This is a genomic window from Corallococcus sp. Z5C101001, assembly GCF_007352635.1.
In the GTDB taxonomy this organism is placed as follows: domain Bacteria; phylum Myxococcota; class Myxococcia; order Myxococcales; family Myxococcaceae; genus Corallococcus; species Corallococcus silvisoli.
The window spans coordinates 240,571-267,512 of record NZ_VKLU01000004.1 but is presented as its reverse complement, the minus strand read 5'-3'; the positions used below and the strand labels follow the sequence as shown (position 1 = coordinate 267,512).

12 protein-coding genes and 1 pseudogene are annotated in these 26,942 nt (G+C 68.6%); 2 read left to right on the top strand and 11 right to left on the bottom strand.

Features of this window, described 5'->3' with window-relative positions:
- Positions 1 to 7: 7 nt before the first annotated feature.
- Positions 8 to 3,253 (bottom strand): MXAN_5808 family serine peptidase, encoded by a 3,246-nt coding sequence (locus FOF48_RS09645; protein WP_143900183.1) that lies wholly within the window; start codon positions 3,251 to 3,253, stop codon positions 8 to 10.
- A gap of 216 nt (positions 3,254 to 3,469) precedes the next feature.
- Positions 3,470 to 4,321: an EI24 domain-containing protein gene (locus tag FOF48_RS09640; RefSeq protein ID WP_143900181.1), complete on the bottom strand. Its 852-nt coding sequence runs from the start codon at positions 4,319 to 4,321 to the stop codon at positions 3,470 to 3,472.
- Positions 4,322 to 4,380: 59 nt separating this feature from the next.
- On the opposite strand from FOF48_RS09640, the gene FOF48_RS09635 reads away from it, so the two are divergent.
- Positions 4,381 to 5,718 carry a glutamate--cysteine ligase gene (locus tag FOF48_RS09635; protein ID WP_143900179.1) on the top strand — a complete coding sequence of 446 codons (1,338 nt, stop codon included), beginning with the start codon at positions 4,381 to 4,383 and terminating at the stop codon, positions 5,716 to 5,718.
- A 54-nt stretch (positions 5,719 to 5,772) separates the two neighbouring features.
- On the opposite strand, the gene FOF48_RS09630 is transcribed toward FOF48_RS09635, so the two are convergent.
- From FOF48_RS09630 to FOF48_RS09605, 6 genes and pseudogenes are all read right to left on the bottom strand, one after another.
- Positions 5,773 to 6,399, bottom strand: a complete 627-nt coding sequence (locus FOF48_RS09630) for an outer membrane protein (RefSeq protein ID WP_143900177.1) — start codon at positions 6,397 to 6,399, stop codon at positions 5,773 to 5,775.
- 119 nt (positions 6,400 to 6,518) lie between these two features.
- Positions 6,519 to 8,087, bottom strand: a complete 1,569-nt coding sequence (locus FOF48_RS36995) for an Hsp70 family protein (protein ID WP_255442046.1) — start codon at positions 8,085 to 8,087, stop codon at positions 6,519 to 6,521.
- A 5,196-nt stretch (positions 8,088 to 13,283) separates the two neighbouring features.
- A pseudogene (locus FOF48_RS09620) lies at positions 13,284 to 13,580 on the bottom strand (TIGR02266 family protein); the annotation flags it as partial.
- Positions 13,577 to 14,242 (bottom strand): hypothetical protein, encoded by a 666-nt coding sequence (locus tag FOF48_RS09615; protein ID WP_143900175.1) that lies wholly within the window; start codon positions 14,240 to 14,242, stop codon positions 13,577 to 13,579. The pseudogene FOF48_RS09620 and the gene FOF48_RS09615, both read right to left, overlap by 4 nt.
- Entirely contained in the window at positions 14,239 to 16,932 is a 2,694-nt protein-coding gene (alaS, locus tag FOF48_RS09610; RefSeq protein ID WP_143900173.1) for an alanine--tRNA ligase, read from the bottom strand. Before alaS ends, FOF48_RS09615 begins: the two co-directional genes overlap by 4 nt.
- A gap of 186 nt (positions 16,933 to 17,118) precedes the next feature.
- Positions 17,119 to 18,069 (bottom strand): RNA ligase family protein, encoded by a 951-nt coding sequence (locus FOF48_RS09605; protein WP_255442023.1) that lies wholly within the window; start codon positions 18,067 to 18,069, stop codon positions 17,119 to 17,121.
- Between the two features lie 1,629 nt (positions 18,070 to 19,698).
- Between FOF48_RS09605 and FOF48_RS09600 the strand changes: the two genes are divergently transcribed.
- Entirely contained in the window at positions 19,699 to 19,980 is a 282-nt protein-coding gene (locus FOF48_RS09600; RefSeq protein ID WP_143900169.1) for a hypothetical protein, read from the top strand.
- 679 nt (positions 19,981 to 20,659) lie between these two features.
- Here FOF48_RS09600 and FOF48_RS09595 read toward each other — a convergent pair.
- From FOF48_RS09595 to FOF48_RS09585, 3 genes are read right to left on the bottom strand one after another with little or no spacing between them, the layout of a single operon-like run.
- Positions 20,660 to 21,103 carry a serine O-acetyltransferase gene (locus tag FOF48_RS09595; RefSeq protein WP_143900167.1) on the bottom strand — a complete coding sequence of 148 codons (444 nt, stop codon included), beginning with the start codon at positions 21,101 to 21,103 and terminating at the stop codon, positions 20,660 to 20,662.
- Complete coding sequence (locus FOF48_RS09590) at positions 21,085 to 22,305, bottom strand: GNAT family N-acetyltransferase (RefSeq protein ID WP_143900165.1); 1,221 nt, start codon at positions 22,303 to 22,305, stop codon at positions 21,085 to 21,087. The genes FOF48_RS09595 and FOF48_RS09590 overlap by 19 nt, the downstream gene beginning before the upstream one ends.
- Before the next feature lie 33 nt (positions 22,306 to 22,338).
- Complete coding sequence (locus FOF48_RS09585; protein ID WP_143900163.1) at positions 22,339 to 26,928, bottom strand: hypothetical protein; 4,590 nt, start codon at positions 26,926 to 26,928, stop codon at positions 22,339 to 22,341.
- Between the last annotated feature and the right edge of the window lie 14 nt (positions 26,929 to 26,942).

Genomic DNA, 26,942 nt, shown 5'->3' with positions numbered 1-26,942 from the left:
CCGGGGACTACTGCTGGCGCGGCTTCACCGGCGTCACCGCCGCGGCGGCGGGCGTCGTCACCTTCTGGGCCACCTCCGCCGGACGGCGGCGGATGACCAGGGTGCGGCGGCTGGCGAACTCGGTGCTCTCACGGGCCACCACCAGCACGTTGTTGTTGCCCTCCTTGAGCGCGAAGTCCGAGGTGAACTTCAGCGTGTTGGGCTCGCCGCCCTTGGGGTCCACGGCCTTGAAGTAGACCTTCTGGTCGTTGACCAGCACGTAGACGTCCAGCAGGCCGTTGGGGTCCTTCACCACGCCGGAGAGGGTGAACTTGTCGCCGTTCACCACCACGCCGCCGTGCGAGGGGTCCACGTCCAGCTTGATGTCCGGCGGCTGGTGCGTGGTGGTCCACGCCACCGTCTTGGGCGCCGCGGCCTTGCCGGTCTTCACTTCCTTCGCGTCCTGCGTGCGCACGAAGGCGAAGCGGTCCTTGTCCAGGGCGACCTTGTAGAAGCCCTTGGTGGTGGCCTCCATGGCCAGCGTCGCGCCCTGGGGCAGCTTCGCCACCGGACGGGCGTCCGCGGTGGGCGCGCCGAACAGCTCCGCCTTGTCCGACAGCTTCACCAGGCCCTTCTTCACCTCCAGCGGGGCCACCGGGCCGTCCTTCACGGGCAGCTGGAGCTTCTCCAGGACGAACTCCTCCAGGGGCTCGTCGAGGATGGCCAGCTTCAGCGGGAAGGTGTCGCCCTTGTAGCCCTTCTTCAGGGACACCTGGAAGCGCGCCGTCTTCGTCTCGCCGGGCTTGATCTCCCCCAGCTTGAAGCGGCCCTTCTCGATGAAGATGTTCGCGTCGCCGCCGTTCTTGATCTGCGCGAACGAGTCCAGCGCCGGGCCCACGCCCGTGTTGGTGACGTCCATCACCACCGTGACGTCCTCGCCGCGCTGCACGACGCCGTCGCCGTTGCACTCGGCGCAGTCATCCACCACCTGCCAGTTGAAGGCGAACGCGGGGCGGGGCAGCTCCACGAAGGACAGCTCCGACACGAGCGTGTCGCGCAGCGGGCCGTTGTCGTCGAACAGCTTCACCTTCACGTCGTCGCGGCGGCTGGTGAGGTCCTTGGGCAGGCGCACCTGCACCTTCCAGGACTTCTTCTCCCCCGGCGCGATGGCGCCGAAGAGGAACTCGCGGCGGTCGAGGAACGCGTTGTCGCTCTCCGTCCATCCGCGCACGCGCTTGAGCGGCTCCGTGCCCTTGTTCTCCACGTTGATGACCATGTCCAGCGCGTCGCCGGCGTTGATCTTCGCGTCGTTGCCCGGGGAGAAGCTGGCGTCCAGCTGCACGTTCTTCGGCGTGGGGCCGGGGCTCCAGTCCAGGCCCAGCGCGGCGATGGCGTTGTTGATGCGCTGCTCCTCCTCCTGGCGCTTCTGCTCCACGAAGGTCTTGCCCTGCTTGAGCTGCTCGGTGCGCTTCACGGCCGGCACGCGCACGATGAAGTCGTGGGCGAACTGGACCTCGAAGTCCTCCTTGATCTCCTCCTGGGCCTCCGCGTCCAGCTGGTCGTCCAGGTCCTCGCCCCGGCCGGCCACGTCCACGTCCAGCAGCGGATCATTCTCCCCGTGCTCCTTCTTGTCCTTGGCGCCCTTGGCCGCGACCTTCTCCTTGGGCTCCTCCTTCTTGGCGGCGGCGGCCTGGACGGCCTTCTCCTCCACCTTCAGGTACTTGAGGCTGGTGCCCGGCTTCTCGCGGTCCAGCACCTCCTCGCGCTTCTTGGCGATGGTGGTGGAGTCCGGGTTGCCGAAGTGCTGGTCCAGGTCCGCCTCGCCCATGGACTTCCGGGGCGCGAACACGTCCACCCGGTCCGCGGTGACGCGCGTGGGCACGAGCTGGATGTCCGGCACGATGCCGACCTCCTGGATGGAGACGTCGCCCGGCGTGAGGTACTTGGCGATGGTCAACTTGAGCGCGCTGTCGTCCGGGAAGTCATAGAGCACCTGCACGCTGCCCTTGCCGAACGTCTGCCGCCCGATGATGACCGCGCGGTCCAGGTTCTTGAGCGCGCCCGCGACGATTTCAGAGGCGGAGGCGCTGCCCGCGTTCACCAGCACCGCGATGGGGTAGGACTCCTCGCCCTCCGTGGGGCGCGCGCGCTTCTCCTCGCGCAGCTTGTCGCTGAAGCCCACCGTCGCGACGATGGTGCCCTTGGACAGGAACGTGTCCGACACCTGGATGGCCTGCTCCAGGAGGCCGCCCGGGTTGCCGCGCAGGTCGAGCACGAGGCCCTTGAAGCCGCCCTTGGCGTCCGCCTGCTTGCGCATCTCCGCCAGCGCGGACTCCAGGTCGCGCGTGGTGTTGCCCTGGAAGTTCTTCAGGCGCACGTAGCCCACGCCGCCCGCCAGCAGCTTGTGCTGCACGGACTCAATCGAAATCATGGCGCGCGCCACCGTCATGTTGCGCGGCTTGTCCCAGCCGTCGCGCTCCACGGTGATGGTGATGCGGCTGTCCACCGGGCCGCGCAGCTTGGACACGGCCTCGTTGAGGTCCATGTTGACGGTGGACTCCTCGCCAATCTTCTTGATGCGGTCGTCCTTCTGGATGCCGGCGCGCGCCGCGGGCGTCTTGGGCAGCACCTTCACCACGGTGAGGTTGCCCTCCTTCATCTGGATGACGAAGCCCAGGCCGCCGAACTCACCCTTGGTGGACAGCTTCATCTCCCGGTACAGCTCCGGGCGCAGCAGCACCGAGTGCGGATCCAACGTGGAGAGCATGCCGTTGACGGCCGCGTACTCGATGTCGCGCGTCTCCTCGATGGGGCGCATGTTCTTCGACAGGAAGTCGAACACGTCCTTCAGCGCGAAGGACATCTTCCACAGGGAGTCCACGTGGGAGATGTCGAACTCCTTCTGCTTCCCGTTCACGTTGACGTTGAGCTTGCCCGTCTCCGCGTTGCCGTCCACGAGCACGTCCGGGACGCTCTTCTCCACGTACTCCAGGGAGGCGATCATCATCTCCTTGGGCTTCACCCGCTTCGGGTCGACGTAGTTCTCCTTCACGTAGAGGATGACCTTCGTCAGCACGCGCAGGCTGTTGAGGTCGTGAGGGGCCTTCTCGCTCTTGCTGGCAGATGGCAGGGCGCCGTCCCAGGAGTCCTGCCCCGCCTCCGCGATTCCCACGGTGAGCGGGAGGGGTGCGCGGTCACTGCCCGCGAATGCCCAGGCCCCCAACAGAACGGCGACAGCGGTGATGCGGCGGAAGATACGCGGCATGCGGTTCATCCCAGCTGGGACGCGAGTGGCGCCCCGGGTGATGCGTGAAAAGCCCTGTGAATCCGAACGGTTCGACGTGAGCCAAGGGCCTGGCAGCGGCCGGGCAAGCCTAATCACGGCTTCCAGGTGCTTCAAGGCGTGGCCTTGTCACTAGCGACCGAGAACGTCTGCCGCAGGCAATGCGTTCCCGGAGGGCTTGGACGTACGGACACCCGGCCCTCCCGTTTATTTCGCCAGGGAGGAGGGGGGCGCAGGGGCCCCGGCCCGGGGGGTGGCGGGTCCGATCGCATCCGGTGGCGGGGGCAGGTCTCCGGCCGCGCGCAGGGCCCGGTACAGGAGGGTGCCGCCAATGATGGCCACCGGAAGGAAGAAGGTGTTGAGGATGGGGACCCAGAGGAGCACGTAGACGCCCGCGCCGAAGCCCAGGCACAGGGCCCGGCGCTCGCGCAGCATGCGGCGCACCTGGGCGAAGGGGTAGAGGTGGCGCGTCATGGGCGCGGCCAGGTGTTCAGCGGCCATCCAGAGCATCGTCCAGAGGCTGGCCAGCACGGTGAACACGACGCTGCCCACGCCCGGCACGGCGTTGAGCGGCAGGAGCAGCGCCAGCCCCAGCAGCAGCAGGGCCATGCGGGCGAGCGTGTGCAACAGCCCTGTCGTCAGCCCCCGCAGGAAGGAGACGGGCGAGGCGCCAGCGTCCGCTTCGCCACACTCGGCCTCGGTGGCCTCCGACAGCGGGTCCTGCAAGGGGGCCACCAGCAGGGGCGGCACCACGTTGGCGCCCACCACCCACGCGACGAGCGAGCCCAAGACGAGCGCGATGTACCAGCCGACGCGGCCGTACCAGGACTCAGGGCGGGTCCAGACAGATTCGAGCAGTCCGGGGGCGTAGCGGTAGAGCAGGACCCCCACGCCGACCAGGGCGACGGTGGTGAGGGCCGCGCACAGGCTGGACAGGAGGAAGAGGCGGCGGGAGCGGAACAGGAGCTGGAAGGCGCGGCCGAGCACCCCCACGCCCTGGAAGAAATCCAACAGATGGGGTTGGGGCGACAGGGTGGGGGTGGGGGGCGCGGGAGGCATGGGGGCGGGGTGCTCAAATGAGGGCAAGGCCAACGAGCCCCGTTATATAGGGCGCCCTCATGTCCCTCGACCTCAAGCGCGTGGCCTCCGAGCCCCTCACGTCCGCCGCCCCCCTGGTGGAAGAGCTCCGGAAGGCGGAAAAGCCCCGGGCCGAGCACCGGCTCGGGCTGGAGCACGAGAAGTTCATCTACCCCGTGGGTTCCGCCCAGGCCGTGCCCTATGAGGGACCGAACGGGGTGGGGGCGCTGTTGGAGCGCATCGCGCCGGGGGGCTACGAGCCCTTCCGGGAGACGCCCCAGTCCCCGGTCATCGCGCTGCAGCGCGGGATGGCGGCCATCTCCCTGGAGCCCGGCGGTCAGTTCGAGCTGTCCGGCAGCCCCTTCCACACGGCTCGGGAGGCGCACCAGGAGAACCTGGTGCACCTGAAGGAGACCCAGGCGGCGGCCTCGCAGCTGGGGCTGCGGCTGGTGGCGCTGGGGTACCGGCCGGTGGGCACGACGGGCGAGATGCCGTGGATGCCCAAGACGCGCTACCAGGTGATGCGGCGCACGCTGCCGGAGCGCGGCCGGCTGGCGCTGAACATGATGTTGATGACGTCCACGGGGCAGGTGTCGCTGGACTGGGCGGACGAGGCGGACTGCGTGAAGAAGACGGTGACGGTGGCGCGTCTGTCGCCGCTGCTCGTCGCGCTGTACGCCAACAGCCCGCTCGTGGAGGGCAAGCCGTCCGGTTACATGTCGTTCCGCAGCCGCGTCTGGGAAGAGGTGGACCCCACGCGGTGCGGCTACCTGCCGTCCTGGTTCGACGGCTCCTTCTCCTACCAGGCGTACGTGGACTGGGCGCTGGACGCGCCGCTGCTGTTCCTGCGCCGCGAGGGCGAGTACCGCCACCCGAAGCTCACCTTCCGCCAGCTGCTGACGGAGGGCTACGAGGGCAAGCCGCCGGACATGGGGGATTGGACGGACCACCTGTCCACGCTCTTCCCGGAGGTGCGGCTCAAGAAGGTGCTGGAGGTGCGCGGCGCGGACTGTAGCAGCGCGGCGATGACGGGGGCCCTGGGGGCGCTCTGGCGCGGCATCCTCTACGACGCGCAGGCGCTGAGCGAGGCGGAGCAGCTGCTGCCCCGGCTGAGCTTCACGGAGCACCTGGCCTTCCATGACACCGCGCGCCGCGAGGGACTGGCTGGGAAGCAGGGCTCGCGCGCGCTGCACGGACTGGCCGCGGAGATGGTGGCCATCGCGAAGCGGGGACTGCAGCGGCTGGATCCGCTGGACGTGCCGCTGCTGGCGCCGCTGGAGGCGGTGGCGGCTTCGGGGCGGTCGCCCGCGCAGGACGTGCTGGACGCGTGGGCTCAGGACCCGCGTCCGGAGACGTTGATGACGCGCTTCGAGCTGTGAGGGCGGGAAGCGCGCTCGTCGTCCCGGGGACGCGGGCCCTGGGTCACGGACGGCTCAGAAGGTGCCGCCGACGGTGAGGTTGCCGTTGAAGAGGTTGCCCTTCGCGTCCGAGTTGGTGTCGGGGATCCTGAACAGGTTCTCGCCCCCGAGGAAGCGGAAGGTCGTGCGCACGCCGGTGTACAGGTTGCCCACGCGGTAATCGAGCCCCGCCGACAGCGGCAGCTCCGTCTGCCAGTCGTTGTTGTAGACGCTCCGCGAGCCGTCGGACGAGTGCAGGTAGCTCAGGCCCAGGCCCACGCCGACGAAGGGGTGGAACCGGTGGTGGATGACCGGCCCCAGCTTGCCCATCACCGTGGCGTTGTTGCGCCAGATCTGGTTGCCGCTGGGCACGCGCGAGTCATCGATGGGGATTCGCTGGCCTTCGTAGCCGGCCTCCACGCCGATGTACTTCCAGGGTTGGGCGGTGGCGTTGATGCTGAACAGGGGGCCCACTCCCGTCTCCCTGCCAAGCTCGCTGGTGAAGCCGCCCAGGCCCACGCGCACGTCCACGCCGGCCTCGACGTCCTCCGGGCTGTAGCTGAGCTTGCGCGACACTTCGGTTGCATCCACCGCCGCCAAGGCCGGGCTCGCCACGCATGTACCGGCCGCCACCAGACCTGCCACCATCGAAGTCCGTCTCATGTCCGGGTTCCTCCCGATGCCGTGAAGGGTGAGACCTGGAATGGAAGCTGGGACGCGGGGGCCAGACGCAGCACCTGCCCGTGGGACGGAGGCGGGAGGGGGGCCGAGCGCCCCGCCCGCTAACGGCGGCCGAAGAGCTTCTTCAGGCCGGACAGCAGGCCGCTCGGGCGCGCTTCGGGGGCGGTGTGGAAGGGCGAGCGAGCGATGAGGGCATCCCGGGTCGCGTCGTCCAGGTCCTCCGTCGCGAGCGCCACGGGCTGACGCTTCGCTCCGGGCAGGGTGGCGCTGAAGGCCAGGGTGCCGTCGGTGGACAGCTCCAGGTGCACCTCCACCTCACCGGGGCGCTCCACGGTGAGGGAGAGGGCGCCGAGCCATTCATTCTCCACGGCGGTGGGGGCGGTGCCCTGGAAGAAGGCGAGCGCCAGCGGGCCGGGGGCGGTGACGGGGATGACCAGGGTCTTGGCCGTGGGCAGGCGGGTGTTGCGCTCCAGCACGCGGCGGAAGACGCCGGCGTCCTCGGCGACGCCGATGGGGGCGGTGAGCACTTCGGAGACGCTGGCGGCGGGCCTGCCCACTTCGGCGAGCAGCAGGGCGTGGCCGAGCAGCGCGGCGCCGCGCACCACGGCGGTGCGGCCGTCGACGTCGTCCTCTCGCACGGGGACGCCCAGGCTCTCTTCCAGCCGGCGGCGCACGAGCGGCGCGCGGGACTGTCCGCCCACGAGGAGGACGGCATCCAGGCCCTGGGGGGACAGGGCATTGGATTCCAGCACCTCGCGGGTGACGGAGACGACGCGCTGGGCGAGGTCGGCGGTGAGGGCCTCCATGCGCTCGCGATCCAGCGTGGGGCCGCGGCCGGTGGGCAGGGCGACGTCCACGGAGTTCTGGGTGGAGAGGGTCTGCTTGGTGGCTTCCGCGAGGGTGCGCAGGGGGCCCCAGTCGAGCGGGTGTTCAGGGCGGGGGTGGCCCTGTTCGGCGAGGTCGCTGACGAGCGCCTCGGCGATGCGAGCGTCGAACTCCATGCCGCCCAGGGTGGGGTCGCCGCCGGTGGTGACGACCTCCAGGTCGTCGCCGGTGACTTGCACCACGCAGACCTCCAGGCCACCGCCGCCCAGGTCCACGACGAGGACGCGCTTGCGCGCCAGGCCTCGGCCGTGCGCGTACGCGAGCGCGGCGGCGGCGCTGTTGGTGAGCACGCGAGGTACGTCCAGGCCGGCCAGGGTGGCGGCTTCGCGCAGGGCGGCGCGCTGGCGTTCGGTGAAGTGAGAGGGCGCGCAGAGGACGGCGCGCGTCACCTTGCGGCCGAGGTACGTGGTGGCGGCCTGGCGCAGCTCGCGCAGGAGCATCGAGGTGAGGAGGGTGGGCGCCACGACGCGGCCGTCGAACTCCACGCCCGCGTCGCCGTGGAGGTCGGTGGCGACGGGGAAGGGCAGTTGTGGGGCGAGCCAGCGGAGGTGGGGGGAGCGGGCGCGTACGCCGAGCAGGCGCTTGAGGCCGGATGTTGCGCGGCGGGGATCGCGGGCGGCTTCGGCGAGGGCGGCGGTGCCGACCTGGAATGCTCCGGCGCTGTCCATCGCGATGACGGAGGGGAGGCCGGTGCTGTCGGTGCCGGGGAGGGGGATGGGGGTTGCGACACCGTTGATGAAGGCCGCGACGCGCGCGTGCGAGGTGCCCACGTCGATGCCGAGCACGACCTCCGCCGCGGCCGGCGTGGTGGAGGGGACGGCGGGGGCGAGGTCGAAGAACGTGCGACGGCGGCTGCGCGCGGTGGGGACGTCCGAGGCGCGGCTCTGAGCGGGCTCCGTGGGAGGGATCGCGGCTTCGCGCGCCGTGATGGAGGCTTCCGCGCGGGACGGTGTGGACGCGATGGCGCTGGCGGGAAGCGAGACACCTTCCGTGGATGGAGCGAGAGGCGGAAGGGAGGTCGTGCTCGCGCCGTTGTCCTGCTGCGGCGGTGTGGACGCGGAGGCCGTGCTTTCAGTGGGGGCCGATGTGGCCGTGTTGCGCGGTGGGGAGGCGTTCGGGGGAGGCAGTTCCGAAGCGGAGGCGGTGCTCGCCGGTGAGGCGGATGGGCGCGTGCTGGGAGTTGAACCCGGGTCCGGGGGCGGCGGTGCCGATGTGGAGGGCGAGGGCTCCGCCGGGATGGATGCGCTTGCTCCGAGGGGACCGGCGTTATCCGGATGCGGCAGCGCTGAAGCGGAGTCCGTGCTCTGCGTGGCGGTTGATGCGCTTGTGCTGAGGGGGGCGGAGTTCTCCGGATTCGGCAGCGCTGAAGCGGAGTCCGTGCGCTTCGTCGGGACAGCAGCGCTCGTGCTGCGGGGCGCGGAGGTGTCCGGATGCGGCAGCACTGAAGCGGAGTCCGTGCGCTCCGTTGGGACAGCAGCGCTCGCGCTGCGGGGCGCGGAGGTGTCCGGATGCGGCAGCACTGAAGCGGAGTCCGTGCGCTCCGTTGGGACAGCAGCGCTCGTGCTGCGGGGCGCGGAGGTGTCCGGATGCGGCAGCACTGAAGCGGAGTCCGTGCGCTCCGTTGGGACAGCAGCGCTCGTGCTGCGGGGCGCGGAGGTGTCCGGATGCGGCAGCACTGAAGCGGAGTCCGTGCGCTCCGTTGGGACAGCAGCGCTCGTGCTGCGGGGCGCGGAGGTGTCCGGATGCGGCAGCACTGAAGCGGAGTCCGTGCGCTCCGTTGGGACAGCAGCGCTCGCGCTGAGCGGTGCGGCTTCGTTCAGAGCCGAAGCAGCGGTCGTACGCTCCTCAGCAGAAGATGATGCGCTCGTTCTGAGAGGAGCTGAGGAGTCCGGATGCGACTGTGCTGAAGCGGAGTCCGTGCGCTCCGTTGGGACAGGGGCGCTCGTGCCGAACGGAGCATCTTCGCGCGGATGCGGCGGTTCCGAAGCGGCGGTCGTGCGCTCTTCGTCAGCGGATGCGCTCGGGTTGCGAGTGGCTGAGGAGTCTGTAAGCGACCGTGCTGAAGCGGAGTTCGTGCGCTCCGTTGGGACAGGGGCGCCCGTGCCGAGCGGAACGGCTTCGCGCGGATGCGGCTGTGCCGAGGCGGCGGTTGAGCGCTCTTTGTCAGCCGATGCGCCTGTGTTGAGAGCGACGGCTTTGTCCGGATGCGGCAGTGCTGAATCGGAGTCCGTGCGCTCCGCTGGGACAAGGGCACTCGTGCTGAGCGGAGCGGCTTCGTGCGGATGAGGCAGTGTCGAAGCGGAGCTCGTGCGCTCCTCGGCAGCTGATGCGCTCGTGCTGAGAGAGCCGGAGTTGTCCAGATGCGGCAGCGCTGATGTGACGTCCGTGCGCTCCGTCGCGACAGGGGCGCCTGTGCTGCGCGGAGCGGACTCGTGCGGATGCAGCTGTGCCGAGGCGTCGACCGTGTGCTCTTCATCAGCGGATGCGCTCGCGCTGAGAGGGGCGGATTTATCCGGACGTGACAGTGCTGCAACAGAGTCCGTGCGCTCCGCTGGGACAGCGGCGCTCGTGCTGGGCGGTGCGGCTGTGTTCAGATACGACTGCTCACGCGTGGAGCCCGTGGTCTCCGTTAAGCCAGATGCGTACTCGCCGCGCAGTGCGGCTTTGTCGGGATGCGACAGCGCGAGCACTGAAGCCGTGTGCTCCGCCGTGCCAGATGTGTTTTCGCTGAGTGGCGCGGATTCGTCCGGATGCGGCTGTGCCAGTGTCGAGGCCGAGCCTGCCTCCGGGAAGAAGGCGCTTGCGTCGCCCGGTGCGGACTTGTCTGGACGAGTCAGTGCCGCATCGGCTGCCAAGCTCGCTATCGAGGGAGCCGCAGTCGCGCTGAACAGTGAGGATTCGCCCTCATGCAGTAGCGCCGAAGCAGCTGTGCTCTCCGCTGGAGCAGAGGCGCGCGGGCTGAGTAGTGAGGCGGCGTCCTGCTGCGGCGGTGCCGCAGTGGGGACTGTTGTGTTCTCAGTCGGAGTGGACGCGCTCTCGCTGAGTGATGCGGCGACATCCTGATGCGGCAGTGCCGCGGTGGATGCTGTGCCTTCTGCTGGGGCAGATACGTCCTCGCTGAGTCGCGTGGTCTCGTTCGGATGTGGCACCGCCGTCGCAGCGGCAGTGCGTTCCGTTAGCGCGGATGCGCTCTGGCTGAGATGCGTGGCGTCACTCGGAGCTGCCAGTGCCGCAGCCACGGCCGAGCTTTCCCATCCAGGAGACGTGGCTTCGTCAGAGGGCGCCGGTGCGATGGAGGCAGCCGCGTGGCCATCCGCCGCATGGATCGCGACCTGGGACGCGGTGACCGCAAGCGCGCCCTCATCCCAATCGCGTGTCTCAGCAGGAGCTCCCTCGCCGACCGACTTCGTGTCGGAACCAACCCTGCCCAAGACCGAAGCGTCCAACGGCGATGCGTCTGAGGAAGATGCTGTCGCGCTTGCCGGTGCGGCAAGCCCACTCGTGGCGGGCGCAGGCTGCGTGACAGAGGATGGCGACTCCTCCTCCTGGTCCAAGTCGTCCGCGAGCGTTGTCGCGAAGACTGGCGGCATGGAGGACGCTGAAAGCGCCTCTTCGAGAGGCGAAACACCCTCCTGGACCGTGGGCCCCCAGGACTCGGCTTCAAACGGGGACGTGACGGTTGCCGACGCATCCTGGGGCGCATTCGCAGGCGCCATCTCAGCGTCATGTGTGGCTTCGGAATCGTCGGATGGAGGGATCGTCTCGTCAGACGCGAGGGATGGCGCGAAAGCGGGGGGGCCTTCTTCGTGTTCCGACGCGAGGACGGAATCGGCCTCGGATATGGGCCATGCTTCCTCCGCATCCCCCAAGAAGACCGGCGCCTGTTCTTGAGAGACCGATGGAGCCGGGAGGAATGCGTCCTCATCCAGCACCTCCGCGGCCTCGGAGGGGGGCGTGTCTTCAGCCGCGAGCGCTGCATCCGGAAGGACTTCCGGAGGTGCGGATGCTCCGACGAGAGCGGTCCATGCGTCCTCGGCTGGTGCCTCGGCCAGCGTGGACGTGAGCAACTGCGTTTCGGACACGACCTCCGTGTCCGACTCCAGCACCTCGGTCGTGGTGCCCGAACCTGGCTCATCGAATCGTGATGGCGGCCCCGGTTTTTCGACAGCCTGCTCAAGCGCGGCGGTGAACGGGTCCACCTCCTCGGCGGCGTCGCTCGCTCCGTGAGGAGTGGACTCTGGGTCGATGCCCCATGCGCGAAGTCGCTCGGCTTCCAGTTGACGTGGAGCCGCGACCGGCGCCGTCGCATGCACCACTTCGGGCCGTGCGGATCCCGGAATGCCGTCGAGGGCCGGCATGGCCGAGGAGCCGCCCTCTGGCGAAGAGGGCTCCTCGTCTGAATCCAGGCTGAGATCGACATCGAACTCGAGGGACTGCTCGACCTCGCTCGACGCCTCCTCGGGGGGCGTTGTCGCCGCGAGAGCGCTCGACGGTCCTGTCTCGCTGGGCGTACCCGTTACGCTGCCCGCGAACGCAGGCGCGGATGCTCCCGTTCCTTGTGGGAACGAGAGGAGGGCTGGCCCTGCTTCCGCGTCGCCGGCCTCGTCCGTGTTCGCAGGGGAGGCCCACTGTGACTGTTCAGGGACGTGCGCATCCCCGAGCACGGCATTCGGGTCGAACGAATCCACCGGCGCGGGGACGAAGCCGAAGGAGTCGGATGCGTCTTCTTCCGCGAACCCAGGCGTGAAGCTGTCAGCCGGCGGTGCCTCGTGGAGCCCGTCATCCGCGACAGGGGCAGCCCACGCGGACTGAGCCTCTGGGGATGCTGGCTCCCAGGACTGCGTCCGCCCACGACCGTCGTCCGCCTCGACAAGCGGCGAAGCTTGCTCCCAGGAAGCGCTCGCTTCTCCGCTGTTGTCAGGCCCCGGAGTGGGGACTCCATCCGCTTCAACATTCCCAGCGGCCTCGCCAGGCGACGTGTACCACGATGCGGAGGTGGCGAATGGATCCGCTGCCACGTTCCCAAGGGTCTCGTCAGACGAAGCCGGAGCCCAGGAAGGAGCCGCGGTGAGACCTTCGGGCTCGGTGGCGGTGAACGGATCCGCCGCGATGCTCGCGGTGTCGCCAAAGGGCGCGGGCGAAGCCTGCTCCCAGGCCTGCGGCTCCGGACGGTCTGGCGCAGTGGGCGCGTCCGCGCCAATGCCGTCCGTGTTTCCGGAGGACTCGGCCGGTACCGGCTCCCATGAAGACGAGTCTGCACGGTCGTGGCCGGCTTCCGACGCGGCGAACGCATCCGTGCCGTGCGCATCAGCGGTGCCGGACGACTCCACGGATGCCGGAGCCGAGGAGGGGTTCACGTCCGGCTCGGACGAAGCCAGGGCCTCACCGTGCCCCGTCGAACCGGTGTCGGCCGGAGACGCCTGCACCGCGGAGAACGCGTCGGAAGCGGCTGGGAACCGCTCCGGTATCGTCCCCTCGGAGGACCCCGGAGGCGACGGGCGGACGGTGAACATCTCCTGCGTCGCTCGTTGCACCCCTGTCCCCGACGGATCCTTTCGCGCCTTCCGCGAAGGGCTCACATCCGGAAGCGGCGCGAGTTCCTCCTCTGCTTCCTCGTCCCCCTGTTCAGGAAACAGCGACACCGGCTCATCGGGATCCGCGAGGACCGGCGTCGCGACGGCGGCAGGAATCTGCACGGCCGGCAACGTCATGGACGCTTTCGCCGTCGCCGCGCGAGCCCACGGCTCGTTCCCGGAAGCCACCTCGACCTGTCGTGACGGAGGAGCCGGCGCAGGCGTGGGCACCTTGCTCGTCGCGGGTATTGTCTCCGGACTGGGGAACGCCACGGGGCGCGGCGGATTCACGGCCGGGGTTCTCCGGACGAGCCCCGGCGGGCGCGGCACCGTGTCTGTCTTTGGCGCGGCAGGTGAGGCCACCACCGCCTGGGCATCCTCGGCCCCATGGCGCCGAGAGACGATGCGGTCGATGAGCGCCTTGCTCGCGGCGTCCAGCCGGGTGAAGCGCACCGTCATCCCGGTCCGCGCGTTGCCCGCGTCCGGCTGCGCCTTGAGCACCACGCCTTCACCGCGCAACAGCCGGGTGCCGTCCGCGAGGACGAACTCGAACGCCAGCCCCGTGCCCTCCGGCTTGAGCGCCCGCGTGGCCACGAAGATCCCACCGCGCCCCACGTTCGAGCCATACCGCTCGATGAACTCCTCCTCCGCCGTGTACGGGAGTCGGATGCGCAGAGGGAGGAGCTTGGGGGCCGACCCGGTCATCGCAGGGGGATCCGCACGTCCCCGCCGGAGCCCTTCACCACGAGCTCCAACCCATCGTCTTGCACGGCCTCGGGAGGCACCTCGAACAGCAGCACCAGCTCCATGCGTTGCTCGGGCGCCCACGTGGTGGGCAGGGGCTTCGTGCCCGCCACCGCCTGCGCGTCACGCGCCAGCGGGTACGCCTGCCCCTTCGCATCCGTCACCTTCACGCCGTCCAGCGACAGCGGCGCGGGGGCCGGGCCCACGTTCTGGGTGATGAGCTCCACGCGCAGGAACAGCTCCTCCGTCGTGAGCCCCAACCCCACCTTGCCGGAGCCGCCCTTCACCGAATGCGACGCCTCCAGCCCCGTGACCTTCATCGCCACCGTGTCCACGTGCACGGTGTCGTTGCGCTCGGGCAGCCGCAGCTTGCGCGTGCCCTCGGAGCCGATCCCCGCGGCCAGGCCCGCGAGCCGCGACTCCTCCGGCTCCCGCGCGGCCTCCCGGGGCGCCGAGGGTGCTCCGCCCTGCTTCACCCGGTCCGCCTCCGCGCGCAGCTTCTGGAGCGTGCGCGCGTCGGCCTCCTGGCCGGGCTCGGACGTGGAGGACTCCTTCGTGCAGCCCCCCAGGAGGAGGGCCGCCGTCAGGAGCGCCTGAAACCGGGACGAAGCGCGAGGACTCACGCCGGGCTCGCGCCCTTCACCAGCTCGTAGAGCTTCTCGAGCGCCACGGGGAGCTTGTCCGCGTCAGGGCCGCCGGCCTGCGCCATGTCGGGCTTGCCGCCGCCCTTGCCGCCCACTTCCTTGGCCATCTCGCGCACCAGGTTGCCCGCGCTGATGCCCTTGGCCACCAGGTCCTTGGTGAGCGCGACCAGGATGACGGCGCGGCCGTCCTTCTCGCCGCCAATGGCAATCACGCCGGAGCCGATGCGGTCGCGCAGCTGATCGGCCATGCCGCGGAACACCTTGTCGTCCGCGGGGTCCACGCGCGTCGCCAGCACCTTCATGCCGTTGACGTCGCGCGCCTGGTCCATGAGGTCCTTCTGCGAGGCCGTCTGGGCCTTCACCGCGACCTCCTCCACCTTGCGCTCCAGCTCCTTCACGCGCTTCTGGGTGGCCTCCACGCGGAGGGCGACCTCCTTGGGCGACGTGCGCAAGAGCGCCGCGACCTTCTTGAGCTCGTGCTCCTGCTCGCGCACGAACTGGAGCGCGCCCACGCCGGTGACGGCGACGATGCGACGGACGCCGGACGCGATGCCGCTCTCGCTCGTCACCTTGAACAGGCCGATGTCGCCGCTGCGCTTCACGTGCGTGCCGCCGCACAGCTCCGTGGACTCCGGGTGCACGGTGACGACGCGCACCGTGTCGCCGTACTTCTCACCGAACATGGCCACGGCGCCGGACTTCTTCGCCTCGTCCAGCTTCATGACGCGCGTCTGCGCATCCGCGTTGTCGCGCACCCACGTGTTGACCAGGTCCTCCACCTGCTCCAGCTGCTCCTGGGTGGCGGGGGAGAAGTGCGAGAAGTCGAAGCGCAGGAAGTCCGGCGCGACGACGGAGCCCGCCTGCTTCACGTGCTCACCCAGCACGCGCTTGAGCGCCTTGTGGAGCAGGTGCGTGGCGGAGTGGTTCGCGCGGATGGCCTTGCGGCGCTCCACGTCCACGGACGTCTGCACCATGTCGCCGACCTTCAGCGTGCCTTCCTTCACCTCCACGCTGTGGACGATGAGCCCCTGCACCGGGCGCTGCGCGTCCTTCACCTGCGCCACGGTCTTGCCGCCGTGCGCGACGATGCGGCCGGTGTCGCCCAGCTGGCCGCCGGACTCGCCGTAGAAGGGCGTCCGGTCCAGCACCACGTCCACCGTGGCGCCCGCGGACACCTGGGGCACCTCCACGCCGTCCTGCACGAGCGCGAGCACGTTGCCTTCGCCCTCGTGGCCCTCGCCGTCGTAGCCCAGGAACTGGGTGGGGGCGGTGCGCGCGAGGATGCCCTGGAAGATCTCTCCGGTGGGCTTCTTCTCCGCGTGGAAGTCCTGGCTCGCGGCCTCCTGCTCCTGGAGCTTCTTGAAGCCCTCCAGGTCCACGTCGTAGCCGCGTTCGCGGGCGATGATCTGCGTGAGGTCCCACGGGAAGCCGTAGGTGCCGTGCAGCAGGAAGACGACCTCGCCGGAGAGGAGCTTCTGGCCGGAGGCCTGGAGCTTGGACAGCTCCTCGTCCATCAGCTTCAGGCCGCGGTCGAGCGTGCGGCGGAAGCCCTCCTCCTCGTGCTTGGCGACCTCCAGGATGAAGGTGCGGCCTTCGCGCAGCTCGGGGTAGGCGTCGCCCATCAGCTCGATGACGCGGTCCACGACCTTGAAGAAGAAGGGCTCCTTGATGCCCAGCTGCGTGTCGCCGTGGCGGATGGCCCGGCGCATGATGCGGCGCAGGACGTAGCCGCGCGCCACGTTGGAGGGCTGGACGCCGTCGGCCACGAGGAACGCGGTGGCGCGGGCGTGGTCGGCGACGACGCGCTGCGAGGCGCCGGTCTCCTGGGCGTAGGGCTTGCCGCACAGCGCGCTGACGGTGGCGAGGATGCCCTGGAAGAGGTCGGTGTCGTAGTTGGAGCGCTTGCCCTGGACGACGGAGGCGATGCGCTCCAGGCCGGCGCCGGTGTCGATGGACGGCTTGGGGAGGGGGATGAGGGGCGCGTCCTTCTCCTTGCGTTCGAACTGCATGAACACGAGGTTCCAGATCTCGAGCCACCGGTCGCAATCACACGCGACGCCCTGGCACTTCCTGCCAGCGGCCTCCTCGACACAGGGGATGTCGTCGCCCTGGTGGAAGTGGATTTCGGAGCAGGGGCCGCAGGGGCCGGTGTCGCCCATGGCCCAGAAGTTGTCCTTGTAGCCGAGCTTCAGGATGCGGTCGCGAGCCACGCCCTGCTTCGCCCAGAGCTCGAAGGCCTCTTCGTCCCAGGGGATGTTGTTCTCACCGTTGAACACGGTGACGGCGAGCCGGTGGATGTCCAGGCCGAGCGTCTTCGTCACGAACTCCCAGGCGTACGCGATGGCGTCGGCCTTGAAGTAGTCGCCGAAGGAGAAGTTGCCGAGCATCTCGAAGAACGTGTGGTGCCGGGCGGTGTAGCCCACGTTGTCGAGGTCGTTGTGCTTGCCACCGGCGCGTACGCACTTCTGGGACGACGTCGCGCGGCGGTAGTCGCGTTGCTCACGGCCCGTGAACACGTCCTTGAACTGGACCATGCCGGCGTTGGTGAACAGGAGGGTCTGGTCGCCGACGGGCACCAGCGAGGACGAGGCCACGCGGCGGTGGGCGCGCTCCTCGAAGAACTGGAGGAACGCCTCGCGGATCTGGGAGGCGGTGAGGGCGGAAGGCATGGTGTGGGTATATGCCACAAGAGGGCCGGGCGCAGCAGTTCCTGGACGGGTCATTCCTGAGGGGACGGCCCATGTAGGCACGGCTGACGGCAGGGGGGCAGGGGGGCGGGCGGGCGCCCTGGAGGCCGCGAGGGGCTCCAGGGGCTCCAGGAGGCCGCGCGGACTCTGCCTTGGGGCCATCCGTCCTCACGCTCCGTGAGGCGCGAGCGCGGCGCGGATGAGCACCAGGGCCTGCTCGCGAATCCGGGCGGACAGGAAGTCCTCCGCCTTCGCATCGAGCGAGCGACAGGCGAGAGGAAACGCCAGCTCCAGGTCCACCCGCACGTCGAGGACCACTTCGTCGAGCAGCGTGTCGAGCTGGTCGCGTCCGCACTTGGAGATGGCGCTGGCGATCCTCGCGGGGTTGACCAGTCGCGCGGACCAGCCCGCGAGCGTCTCCACCGAGAGGGCCTGGTGGGGACTCCACGCCTCGCTCTCGTCGAAGCGGCCCTCGCTGAACTCGTCGATCTTCCGTTTGAGGGAGGCACGGGTGCTGGGGGCGGCGCGCAGCTCGCTCTTGATGACCAGCCCCTCCGCCACGTTGTCGGGGATGGGGGGCAGTCCCAACACGCCGGGAACCCGCGTCGGATACCGCGTGGGGACGCTGTCCATGTCGCCGCGAGTCCCGCGTCGAAGCACGGGAGGCGTCATGAGTCCAGCGCCCTTGGCTGCGGCCTCCAGCTCCGAATGGGCCAGCAAGGTGCCCTCGTCTTCGTCATCCCGCACGAGCAGGACGTCGAACGGCGACCAGCGCAGCTCCGGCGAATACCAGATGCCGGTCTGCACGGCGGACAGCCCCGGCACGGGCGGGACCTCCGGATGTGGATAGTGCCCGCCGAAGAGCTCTCCGTAGAAATACACCGTGTCGGACGGGGCCCCCAGCGCCTGTGCCATCTGCTCAGCTGCGTGGCCCAGTTGCGCCCGCACGAGCTGCCAGCCGAAGAAGGACTCCTCCTCGGTCAGCCAGGCCTTGCGCTTGCCGAACCAGACCTGTCCCGCACGCACGGCGATGACGAGCTGCGCGCCATGAACCTTCTCCAGCGCGATCCACGGTCCACCTGGGCTGGGCGCTGACTTCGGTTGACCCGCCGCGGGCATCTTCGCGTAGGTCCGAAATGAAGGAGGCTGTCCCATGCCCGGCAGAATGCCCGAAGTGGCCGCGCCGCGCTGCCTCGGTCATGCGGCACGCAGCGACTTCGCCTCGCCTCTGCGCATCGCGCCGGGCGACAGGGTATGCGTGGAGATGGTTGTCCGCATCGGAGATGGCAACGACTTACCAGCGTGTGACAAGTGCCTGGCTGAGTTGAGTGGCTTTCCAGGGCGCCGCGATGCCGGGCCAGTCCGTGGTGCTCCATGACTCGGACTTGGACACGGTGGCCTATGAGGTCTTGGCCCTATTGCAGGCGGCGGTTCGGACCGCGCATCCAGTACGCGAGGAGAAGTCCATCTCCTCTTTCTACATCGCGGTTGAAATGCGCGGGTATTGTGGCGAACTGAAGGCAGTTCTCCTGGAGGAAGTCTGGGTGTCCCATGAAAAGAAGACCTGGTGGACGAGCTGTTCTGTTCATGTGCATGGGGGTGATGGTCTGTCTGGCGTGGGTATGCAGGCCATACTGGCTCTTGCTGACCCGAGACGACTTGGGTGTTCCTCGCGGTTTGTATCGTTGCTCGGTTCGCGCCGAGTCAGGGCTACGCACCCGTTCCTGCAATATTGGAGTGGATGGCATCATCCTGCGCGAGGAGCAGTTCGCGGATGGAACCCTTCGCCGGACCTGGCTCGCCGAGGGCCAGGTCACATGCAGCCGTGATGAGGTCGGGCCTACTGGCGCGCGACAGGTGTTGCTGGAAGACGACTGCCGCAGGATAAGCCACAGGAGTGCGAGGAGACCGTGAAGGGGAAGGACTTGAGGGCCGAACCCACGAATTCATGCTCCGTGACTCGTTTCGTGAACGTCGACCTCGATCTCCACAGTGCTTCGGGAGTTGGTGACCTGATCCGTGCCCTGGAGTCGTCAATGAGGGGCGTGCGGCTGACGGCGACGGAGGCCACATTGGAACATCGTGAGCGGCAGCTGACCGTGGACGAACGGTGTCGATGGCTGCTCGGATTGCGGAGGGGCTTTCGGATGATGCTCGCAAGTGCTGGGATGCTTGCGAGATTCATTGGCATCCAGGCCGGAGTGAAACTGCATGAGGCGCTGTTTTTCGGTTTCACTCGACGCAGTGGACGCACTGCTGCGGGTCAAGACTGAGTTGCTGTTCACGGTATACACCGAGGGCAGCGGGTACCGAGCCCCGTCGTCCTGCATGTTGACTCGGATGCGCCTGGATACGGTAGGCTCGCCCTCGGCCCGTGCGAGAGAAATTGGCTTGCTTCGCCAAGGGTCTGTTTACGGACGTTGATTGCATGGCTTTTTGGTTCCAGAAGGTAGTAGTCGAGTAGCATGCGCGTGCGATGGAGGAGTTCGCTGGAGTCGTCAATGGTTGATGTTTCGCTGATTGAGAAGATGGCGGCTATCTGTAATTCGAAAGCCTGTGCTGAGGTCGATGAGTGTAGGGCGGTGGTTGAATATGGGTCAGGCAGATCCTGTTGCGCGACGTGAGTTTGACTGGATTGATGGTGGTCGTATCTGCGTGTGTGTGTATGGGCCTGCCCGTCGTGGGGACGAGTATGTCTGCCTCGTTGAGGTCCGGGGGAGGACTGTTGTGGGACAGGAAGTTCTAGGGGTGGATAGCCTTCAGGCCCTGCGCTTGGGAATTGAGGCTGTTCGATTTCTTCTGCGCCCCATTGAGGAGGAGTTGAGATTTCTTGGTGATCCTTGGCTTGATCTTCCTGAGAACATCCCGTCAGGGCTCGGGGGGAAGAATGATTCGCGCTTTCGGAAGGTGGTTGAATCTGAGATGGATCGTGTTTCGCGCGAAAATGGCGACGACCCGGATGCGCTGAGGGCTACAGAGCGAATGTCGCTGGAGTCGAGGCGGGCGCGCTTATTGGCTGCGCTGAAGTGAGCGCGTTAGAGCGGGCGTCGCGCCTGACTCACGCCTCGGCTGATTGAGCCGGGTTCCAGGGAGAGCCGAAGAGGCTGAGCACCGCTTGGGCCGGGCACTGTAGTGGCCGAGTCCCAAGCGCAGCGCGTGCTGCAGTTCGATCATCTTGTCAGAGAGGGCATTGTGCGTAGCGCGCTGTTGATCGCCTGGTCTTGCGTCCTGGGCGCAGCAGTTGAGTGGCGATGTGCGTGCGATGGAGGAGTTCGCTGGCGTCGTCAATGGTTTTTATTTGGCTGACTGGGACGGATGTCGCGTTTGGGGATCTTGAGTAATTGTGGAGCGCGGATGATGCTATTCAGGGGGCGTGCCATTGGGGCTGGATATGAACTATGGAGACTGGATGCGAAGAGTCGGGCCGCGTCTGTTGGGATGGGGTATGGCCGTCTTGCTTGGAGTGATTTTGGGTCGGATGGCTGGTTATGGATTGTATCGTGAAGAGAAGGTGATGTCGGTGGGTTCGGACTCGGCGGAAGGTTGTGCTGGGTATGTGGGTTCTGGAAAAGTCTTTCTGGGGAATGGTTATGGACTTTTTGACGGAAGATACAGAATCGCGTGCGGAGAGCGGATGCGGCTCTCGGAGGAGGTTCAGGTCGTGTGTCAATGTTCTTGAGCTGTTCCGAGTTTCTTCTGACGACAAAGATCAAGTCCCCGTCGGTGGCGCGCGCTTCCTCAGCTCGCGGGCTGGAATTCCGGCCACGGTGGTTCCCGGAGCCACGTCCTCCAGCACGAGGGCGTTGGCTCCGACCGTCGCTCCGTCTCCAATCGTCACCGGGCCCAGCACCTGCGCTCCGACTCCGATGTAGACGTTGCTGCCCACGCGGGGCACTCCATCGACTCCGGGCAGTGACTCCAGGCTCACGTTCTGGGAGATGAAGCTGTTCTCTCCAATCTCCACCCCCGGCGCGATGATGACGCCGATGCCTCCGTAGCCCAGCACCACGCTGGGGTGCAGCGCGGCCTGTGTGTCCACGTGGCTGTGATGGAAACGGTCTCCCACCGCCGCCACCACGTTCGCGAGCCTTGGCGCCTGGAGCGCCTGGAGCCGCTTCGCGGCCCGGTAGAAGGTCAGCGCCGTCGGACCCATCTGCCCACCATCCTTTTCGCTGCTGGTGCCCAGTGGAACTTCGACCGCTGAAGCGTCTGTCCTACCCACGTGTCCCGGTAGATGAACAACCAGTGGTGCTGCCGTACCTCGTGTGCCCACTCGCGTTTGTAGGGGGCGTCATCCCCCAATAAATCCAGCTCGCTCAGTCCTCTCGCGATGCAATCGCGGACCAGGCTCTCGGTCAAAAGATGCCCCGGACTGACCTCACCCAACGTTTCGTCGTATCCAGGTTTCATCGCCAGATATCGACTTCCGTACGCCAGCCCGTACTGGAAGGCGATGGGTCTCGCGCCCAAACGCAGGAAATACAACCCCAGCCAGCCTCGTTCGGCCGCCGTCCGCGCCAGCGCCGTGTAGAAGCCTCGCCGGGCTTCCGCCTGCCCAATCGCTGTTCCCACCTGGGCCTTCCAACCGCTCTGCTCCAGCGCGAAGGCCTCTTCCAGCTTCGCCTCCAAACCCTCTCGCCCGGACACGCGCTCCACCTCCACGCGGCCCCTCTCCTCCAGGCGCCTCCTCCTCCGGCGCAGCGGCTTCGCGTTGCTCCGGCCCTTCGTCCAGACCTCCGCCGTCGGCGGTAGCGCCAGGTACGGTGAACGCGCGCTCGGCCACGCGCCCCAAGGCATTCCGGCGCCTCTCGCCGCGTTCACCAGCGCCCACGCCGCGCCCCCCTCCGGCACGTCCGACAGCCGAAGCACTTCCCAACTGGGGTCGCCCATCAAATGCGAGAGGAAGGCCACCGCGGCTCGCTTCGGCTCCTCCGCCACCAGGTCGAAGCGGCAGGAGTGCTTGTTCGTCAGTGACGTCAGCTGCCTCACGGGGACCCCGTACTGGTGGCCCTGTTCCTCCTGGAGTCCCAGCACCGCCACCAGTCTTCCCTCGCCGCTCCTCGCCGTGAGGATCCGCAGCGAGGCTTCAGGGGCGAAGCTCTGGAGCCAGCAGCGCACGAATTCGTGTCGGTAGAAGACTTGATCATCCGCGCGCATCACCAGCGCGTTCCACTCCGCCGCCAGCGCGTCGAAGCCCTCCAGGTCCCGCACCTCCGCTACCCGCAAGGGCTCCGTTCGCCCTCGGGCTCCGCGCGGCACCGGCTTCCACGCGGGCTCCTCCTCCGCGACATGTTCGCGGGAGAGCGAGGGGACGCGCTCCCCGAGCACCGCGTCCGGGATGGGACTCTCCTCCATGAATGTGTCTCCTCGGGTCTCGTGCTCGGAGACTCAGGACAGCGGTTCGCCTGCGTCGTCTGCTGCCGCATCGGGCCCCACGACGCCCGGTCCCTTCCTCGGGAGTGATTCGTCGCGCCTTTGAGCCGCTGCCTCACCCTTCGTCAGCGCGTTGGTGTCCGAGGAGGCAGGGCGCACCGGGACCTTCAGGCCGGACAGCTCCACCGTCTCCGTGAACACCCCCTGCGCGGCCGACGTGGGGATCGGCGTCTCCTCCACGACTGGCGCGGGCACCCGCACCGTTGGCATCGCCGCCAGCCGCTTCGGCTGCTTCTGGAGACCCCGGAAGAGCCAGCCGCCCTTCTGGCGCTCGTACAGCTTGCGCGTCTCCACCGCTGCCCGTGCGTGCGACACACGGCCCTGCTCCAGGTCGTCCAGCAACATCTCGCTCAGCCGCCGCCGCGTCACGCTGTCCAGGTAGTCGAACACCTTCTCCAGCCTGCGCACCACCACCTGGGTCGCACCGCCCGCCGACGTGTGCGTCAGCGCCGCCACCTTCGCTTCGTGCTTCGCCCGCGCACGCTCCGCCAGCTTGCGCAGCCGGTCCGCTTCATCCGGCGACGCGGCCCTGTCCACCAATCCCGGCAACACCGTGTGCGCCAGACCCGCGTCCACGAAGCCCGAGTCGTCGAACGTCTCCAGCGACTCCAGCGCCCGCCGCCGTGCCTCCACCGAAGTGCCTTCCAGCGCCTTCAGCGCCGCCGTCACCCGGTCCAGCGCCATCCAGCGGTACACCCAGTCCAGGCCCGTGCCCTTGATGTTCTGCGCGCCCATGATGCTCACGTGCGTCCCGGGCGCCACCGCGCGGGCACATGCATCCACCACCTGATCGCCCGTCGCCTGTGAGTCGGCCACCGGCACCAACTGCTCCAGCATCAGAGCCCGGTAGGCCTCACGGAACTTCGCGTGGAACGCCTTCACGCGTCCCTCCGCGTCGCCGTCCCCTCGTGGCAGCGCCTGCATCAATCGTGCGTGCACCACCATGCGCGCCAGCAGGTACAGCGCGTGCTCGCGCACCTCGTCCTTCGTCGCGGGCGTCAGCACCTCCGGCAGGGTTTTCGTCTGTGCGCGCGACACCGGCTCCAGCGCTGCATCGAGGAGTGGCCCCACCTCGCGCTCCAGCGCGCGGCGCACCTTCTCCACGCCCACTTCATCGTCGGCGCCCTCCAGTGCCTTCTCGACCGCCGCCGTCAACGCCACCGTGGGGATAGCCCGCAGGTCCGCGCCGGCTGCGTACCGCATGAACCGATCCATGAACGTGGCCGTCGTGGGACGCGGCACCTTCAGCCTCGCCAGCTCCTTCGCGAGCCGCGCTTCCGCCCGCGCCGCGCCTTCCTGGCTGGACAGCTCCTCGGCCGCCACGATCTCCGTGCCCAGCAGGTGCCGGTCCAGCGCGTCGCGCACGTATTTTCGCAAGCCCTCCAGGTTCGTGCCGATGAGCACGTGCCTGTCCGCGGGCGCGTCCTCCACCAGGATGCGCGCGAATACCTCCGAGCGTGACACCCGGTCCCAGCGGTTGTTGATGACCGTGATGACCGCTCGGTCCGGGTTCGCATCTGGATCCACGTCGCCCAGGCCCGTGCGCGTCCAGTTGTTCATGAAGCCCGTGCGCTCGTTCGCCGAGTGCCCGTTGATGAAGGTCAGCTGCCGCCCGCGCACCTTCGCCGGTGGGAAGACCTTCAGCACTCCAATCTCCGGTTGCACGTGCTCCGCCATCAGCGCCAGCGCGTACGGCCGGGACACGCCCAGTTGCTCGGCCAGGGTCGCCACCAGCGCCATGTTGCGCGGGTGCTCGCGGTAGGGGAACAGCGCGAGAAGCTCCTCCGGGATGAGCTCCGCCTCCCACCACGCGCTGTGCAGGAGCGTCGTGTCCTTCTCCTTCGCCACCTGCTTGAACAGCGGCAGGAAGTGGTCCTCCGTCGTCACCACCCGGCCACCCTTGGGCATGAAGTGGGTGATGACCGACGCCACGTCCATGCCCGCGGGCCCCTGGATGTCTTCATGGTCCGGATAGGCGTTGGTGAGCGTGGCGAAGTCGTCCTGCATCCAGTCGTTCTGGAGCAGTTCGACGAAGTTGGGCTGCAACGCCATGCACTCCCAGAGGAACACCTCCGTGCCCAGGCGCGCGCCCAGCTCCACCATGTCCTTCTGCTCCCAGATGGTGGCCTTGTCGTAGGGGCGGAAGATGAAGAACTCGGAGGGCCCGGCGCCCGGAGCGCTGTGCACGAACATCGCCTCCGAACCCGTTGTCTTCGCGAACACCTCGAAGCCCAGACCGGAGAAGAGCGCCGCCTTCAGGCGCTCCGTGCCCGACTTGCCGCGGGTGCCCCAGCCTCCAATGCACAGCGGAATCCTCGCGCGCGCTTCGCGCACGTTCTGGCGCTTCACGTACGTGTCGCCCAGGAAGACGGAGAAGAGCGCCGCGGTGAAGAGGCCCAACGCCGCGATGCCGTTGCCGCCCATCCCCAGGAAGTAGCCCTCGTTCTCCATGATGCGCTCGGTGAGGAGCGCCAGGAAGCCGCTCTGCAAACCCAGCAGCGCGGGCGTGTGCAGCCGGGCCGAGGACTCCGGCGGCTCTCGGAAGAGCGTCGCCAGTGGCGCGGGGGCCTGTCTGCCCTGTCCATACGGCGTGAAGCGCACCTGGACGCCCAGCTCCCGCTCCACCTGCTCCACGAAGCGACGACGCTCGCGCGGCTCCTCTCCGCCCAGCGAGTCGAGCCGCGTCGTCGCGAGCCGGTGGTAGTCCTTCGTCACCCGGAAGCGGTTCACCAGCCGGCGCAGTCGCGACGCGGGCGGCACCAGCACCGTCTCGCCGTGACTGCTGAACAGGTGCACCTTGCCGTCCTTCGACAGCGGCATGTCCAACAGGTCGTCCACCGTGGGCAGGTGCCGGCCCCAGCTGCCCTGGCTCGCCACGTGGACGCGCTCGCCGGGGACTCGCGTCTCCGTGATTTCGTCCAGGTGGCCCGGGTGCGCGCGCAGCGTGCCCGGCATCCTTCGGCCGGAGGTGTGCAGGAACGCCTGTCGCTTGTTCGGCGCGGGCCGGCCGAGCTCGTGCCACATGCGCCACAGCCGCCGCTGCTGCCGGTCGCCGTGCCACAGCGTCAGCGTCCGCTCCGTCCGCTCCGCGTACAGCCCGTGCCCGTCCTGCGACAGGTCCGCAAGGATGGCGCCCAGCCACGCATGCCCCTCCGGCATGGGCGGCAGGTTCTCTGGCGGCGGCTGGAGCGGGATGCGCGTGCGGCTTCCGGGCCGGAGTCCGGACACGCGGCCCGCGAGGAAGGCTGTCCATGCCTGACGCACCGGATCCTTCACCCGGCGCAGCACCTGCGCAGCCGCCGACGCGGCCTCCACCACCGGACCGGTGGCGTCCTGCTGCGTCGCCAACGACTCCACCGCGTCCAGCAGCGCCGCGTGCGCGGGACCCAGGCCCGCGGCTCCCAGCGCTTCCGCCAATGCGGCGGCGCGCTCGCATGACACCCGCAGCACGAGCGGCGCGGTGTCCCGGCCCAGCACCTCCACCAACACCTGGAGCGCCGCGCTCTTCACCTTCGGGACCGCGAGCGCCGCTTCCACGGCGGCCAGCACGGCGGCGGTGCGCACGCGCGGGCTGGGCTCCGACGACGCATGCGCCGTGGCCACCGTCTCCAGACCCGCCAATCGCCGCAGGAGGAGCTGTCCGTCGGGGCGCAGCGCGAGGAGGGCGCACAAGCCCATGCGGACGTATTCGCTCGGGTCGTGGTGCGCGACCTCGGTGAGCAGTGGCAGGCGGTGTTCCTCTGGAATCAGCGGCGCGCACTGCTCCAGCACCTGCCGGCGGAAGAGGAAGTCCTTCTCCGAGGGCGCCTTCGCGCGCAGCCGCTGGCGCAAGAGCGGCATGCCCGTCAGCACGTCCACGGTGAGCAGCGCGCGCAGGGCTTCGGCCTGGAAGAAGGGGCTCGCATCCTCCTGGCCCGCGAGGCTCGTCAGCGTGAGGCCGACCTCGGGCAGCGACGCCGCGACGCCCGGCACCGTCTGGGTGAGTTGCCGGAAGGCTTCCAGCGCGGCGAAGCGGTTCTGCTCGCGGGGCGCGTCCACGGCGCGGTCCAGCAGCTGCCTCGCCAGTGGCACGGCGGCTGATTGGAGCTCCCGCGCGGTGGCACGGGTGAGCACTCCCGTCAGCGCCCGCAGCGCCGTCTCCTCTTCAATCAACAGCTTGTGGCGGCGCTTCTCCTGTCGCTCACGCAGCGCATCGAAGCCCATCCAGCGGTCCAGGGCGCGCAGGTCCTCCCTGCGGTCCTTGCGGTCCTTCACCGTGGCCTTGAGGTGATCCACCAACACCTGGCGGCGCGCGGCGTCATCCACTGCTTCGTTGTACTGGCGGGTGAAATGGACGAGTTCCGTGTGGACCGAGGCCAGCTCTGTCTCCAGTGCCTCCAGCGCCACGCCCAGCCACGGGGCCAGGCCCTCCAGGCCCGCGGGGCGTGGGCACGTCTCCACCAGCCGCCGGGCCAGGCCTTCCGCGGAGGCCCGCCGCACCCGACGGTGCAGTGGGGGCAGGGCTTCCAGGAGCAGGGTTTCGAGTGCGTCAGTCGCCAGATGCATGCGCGACCAGACCT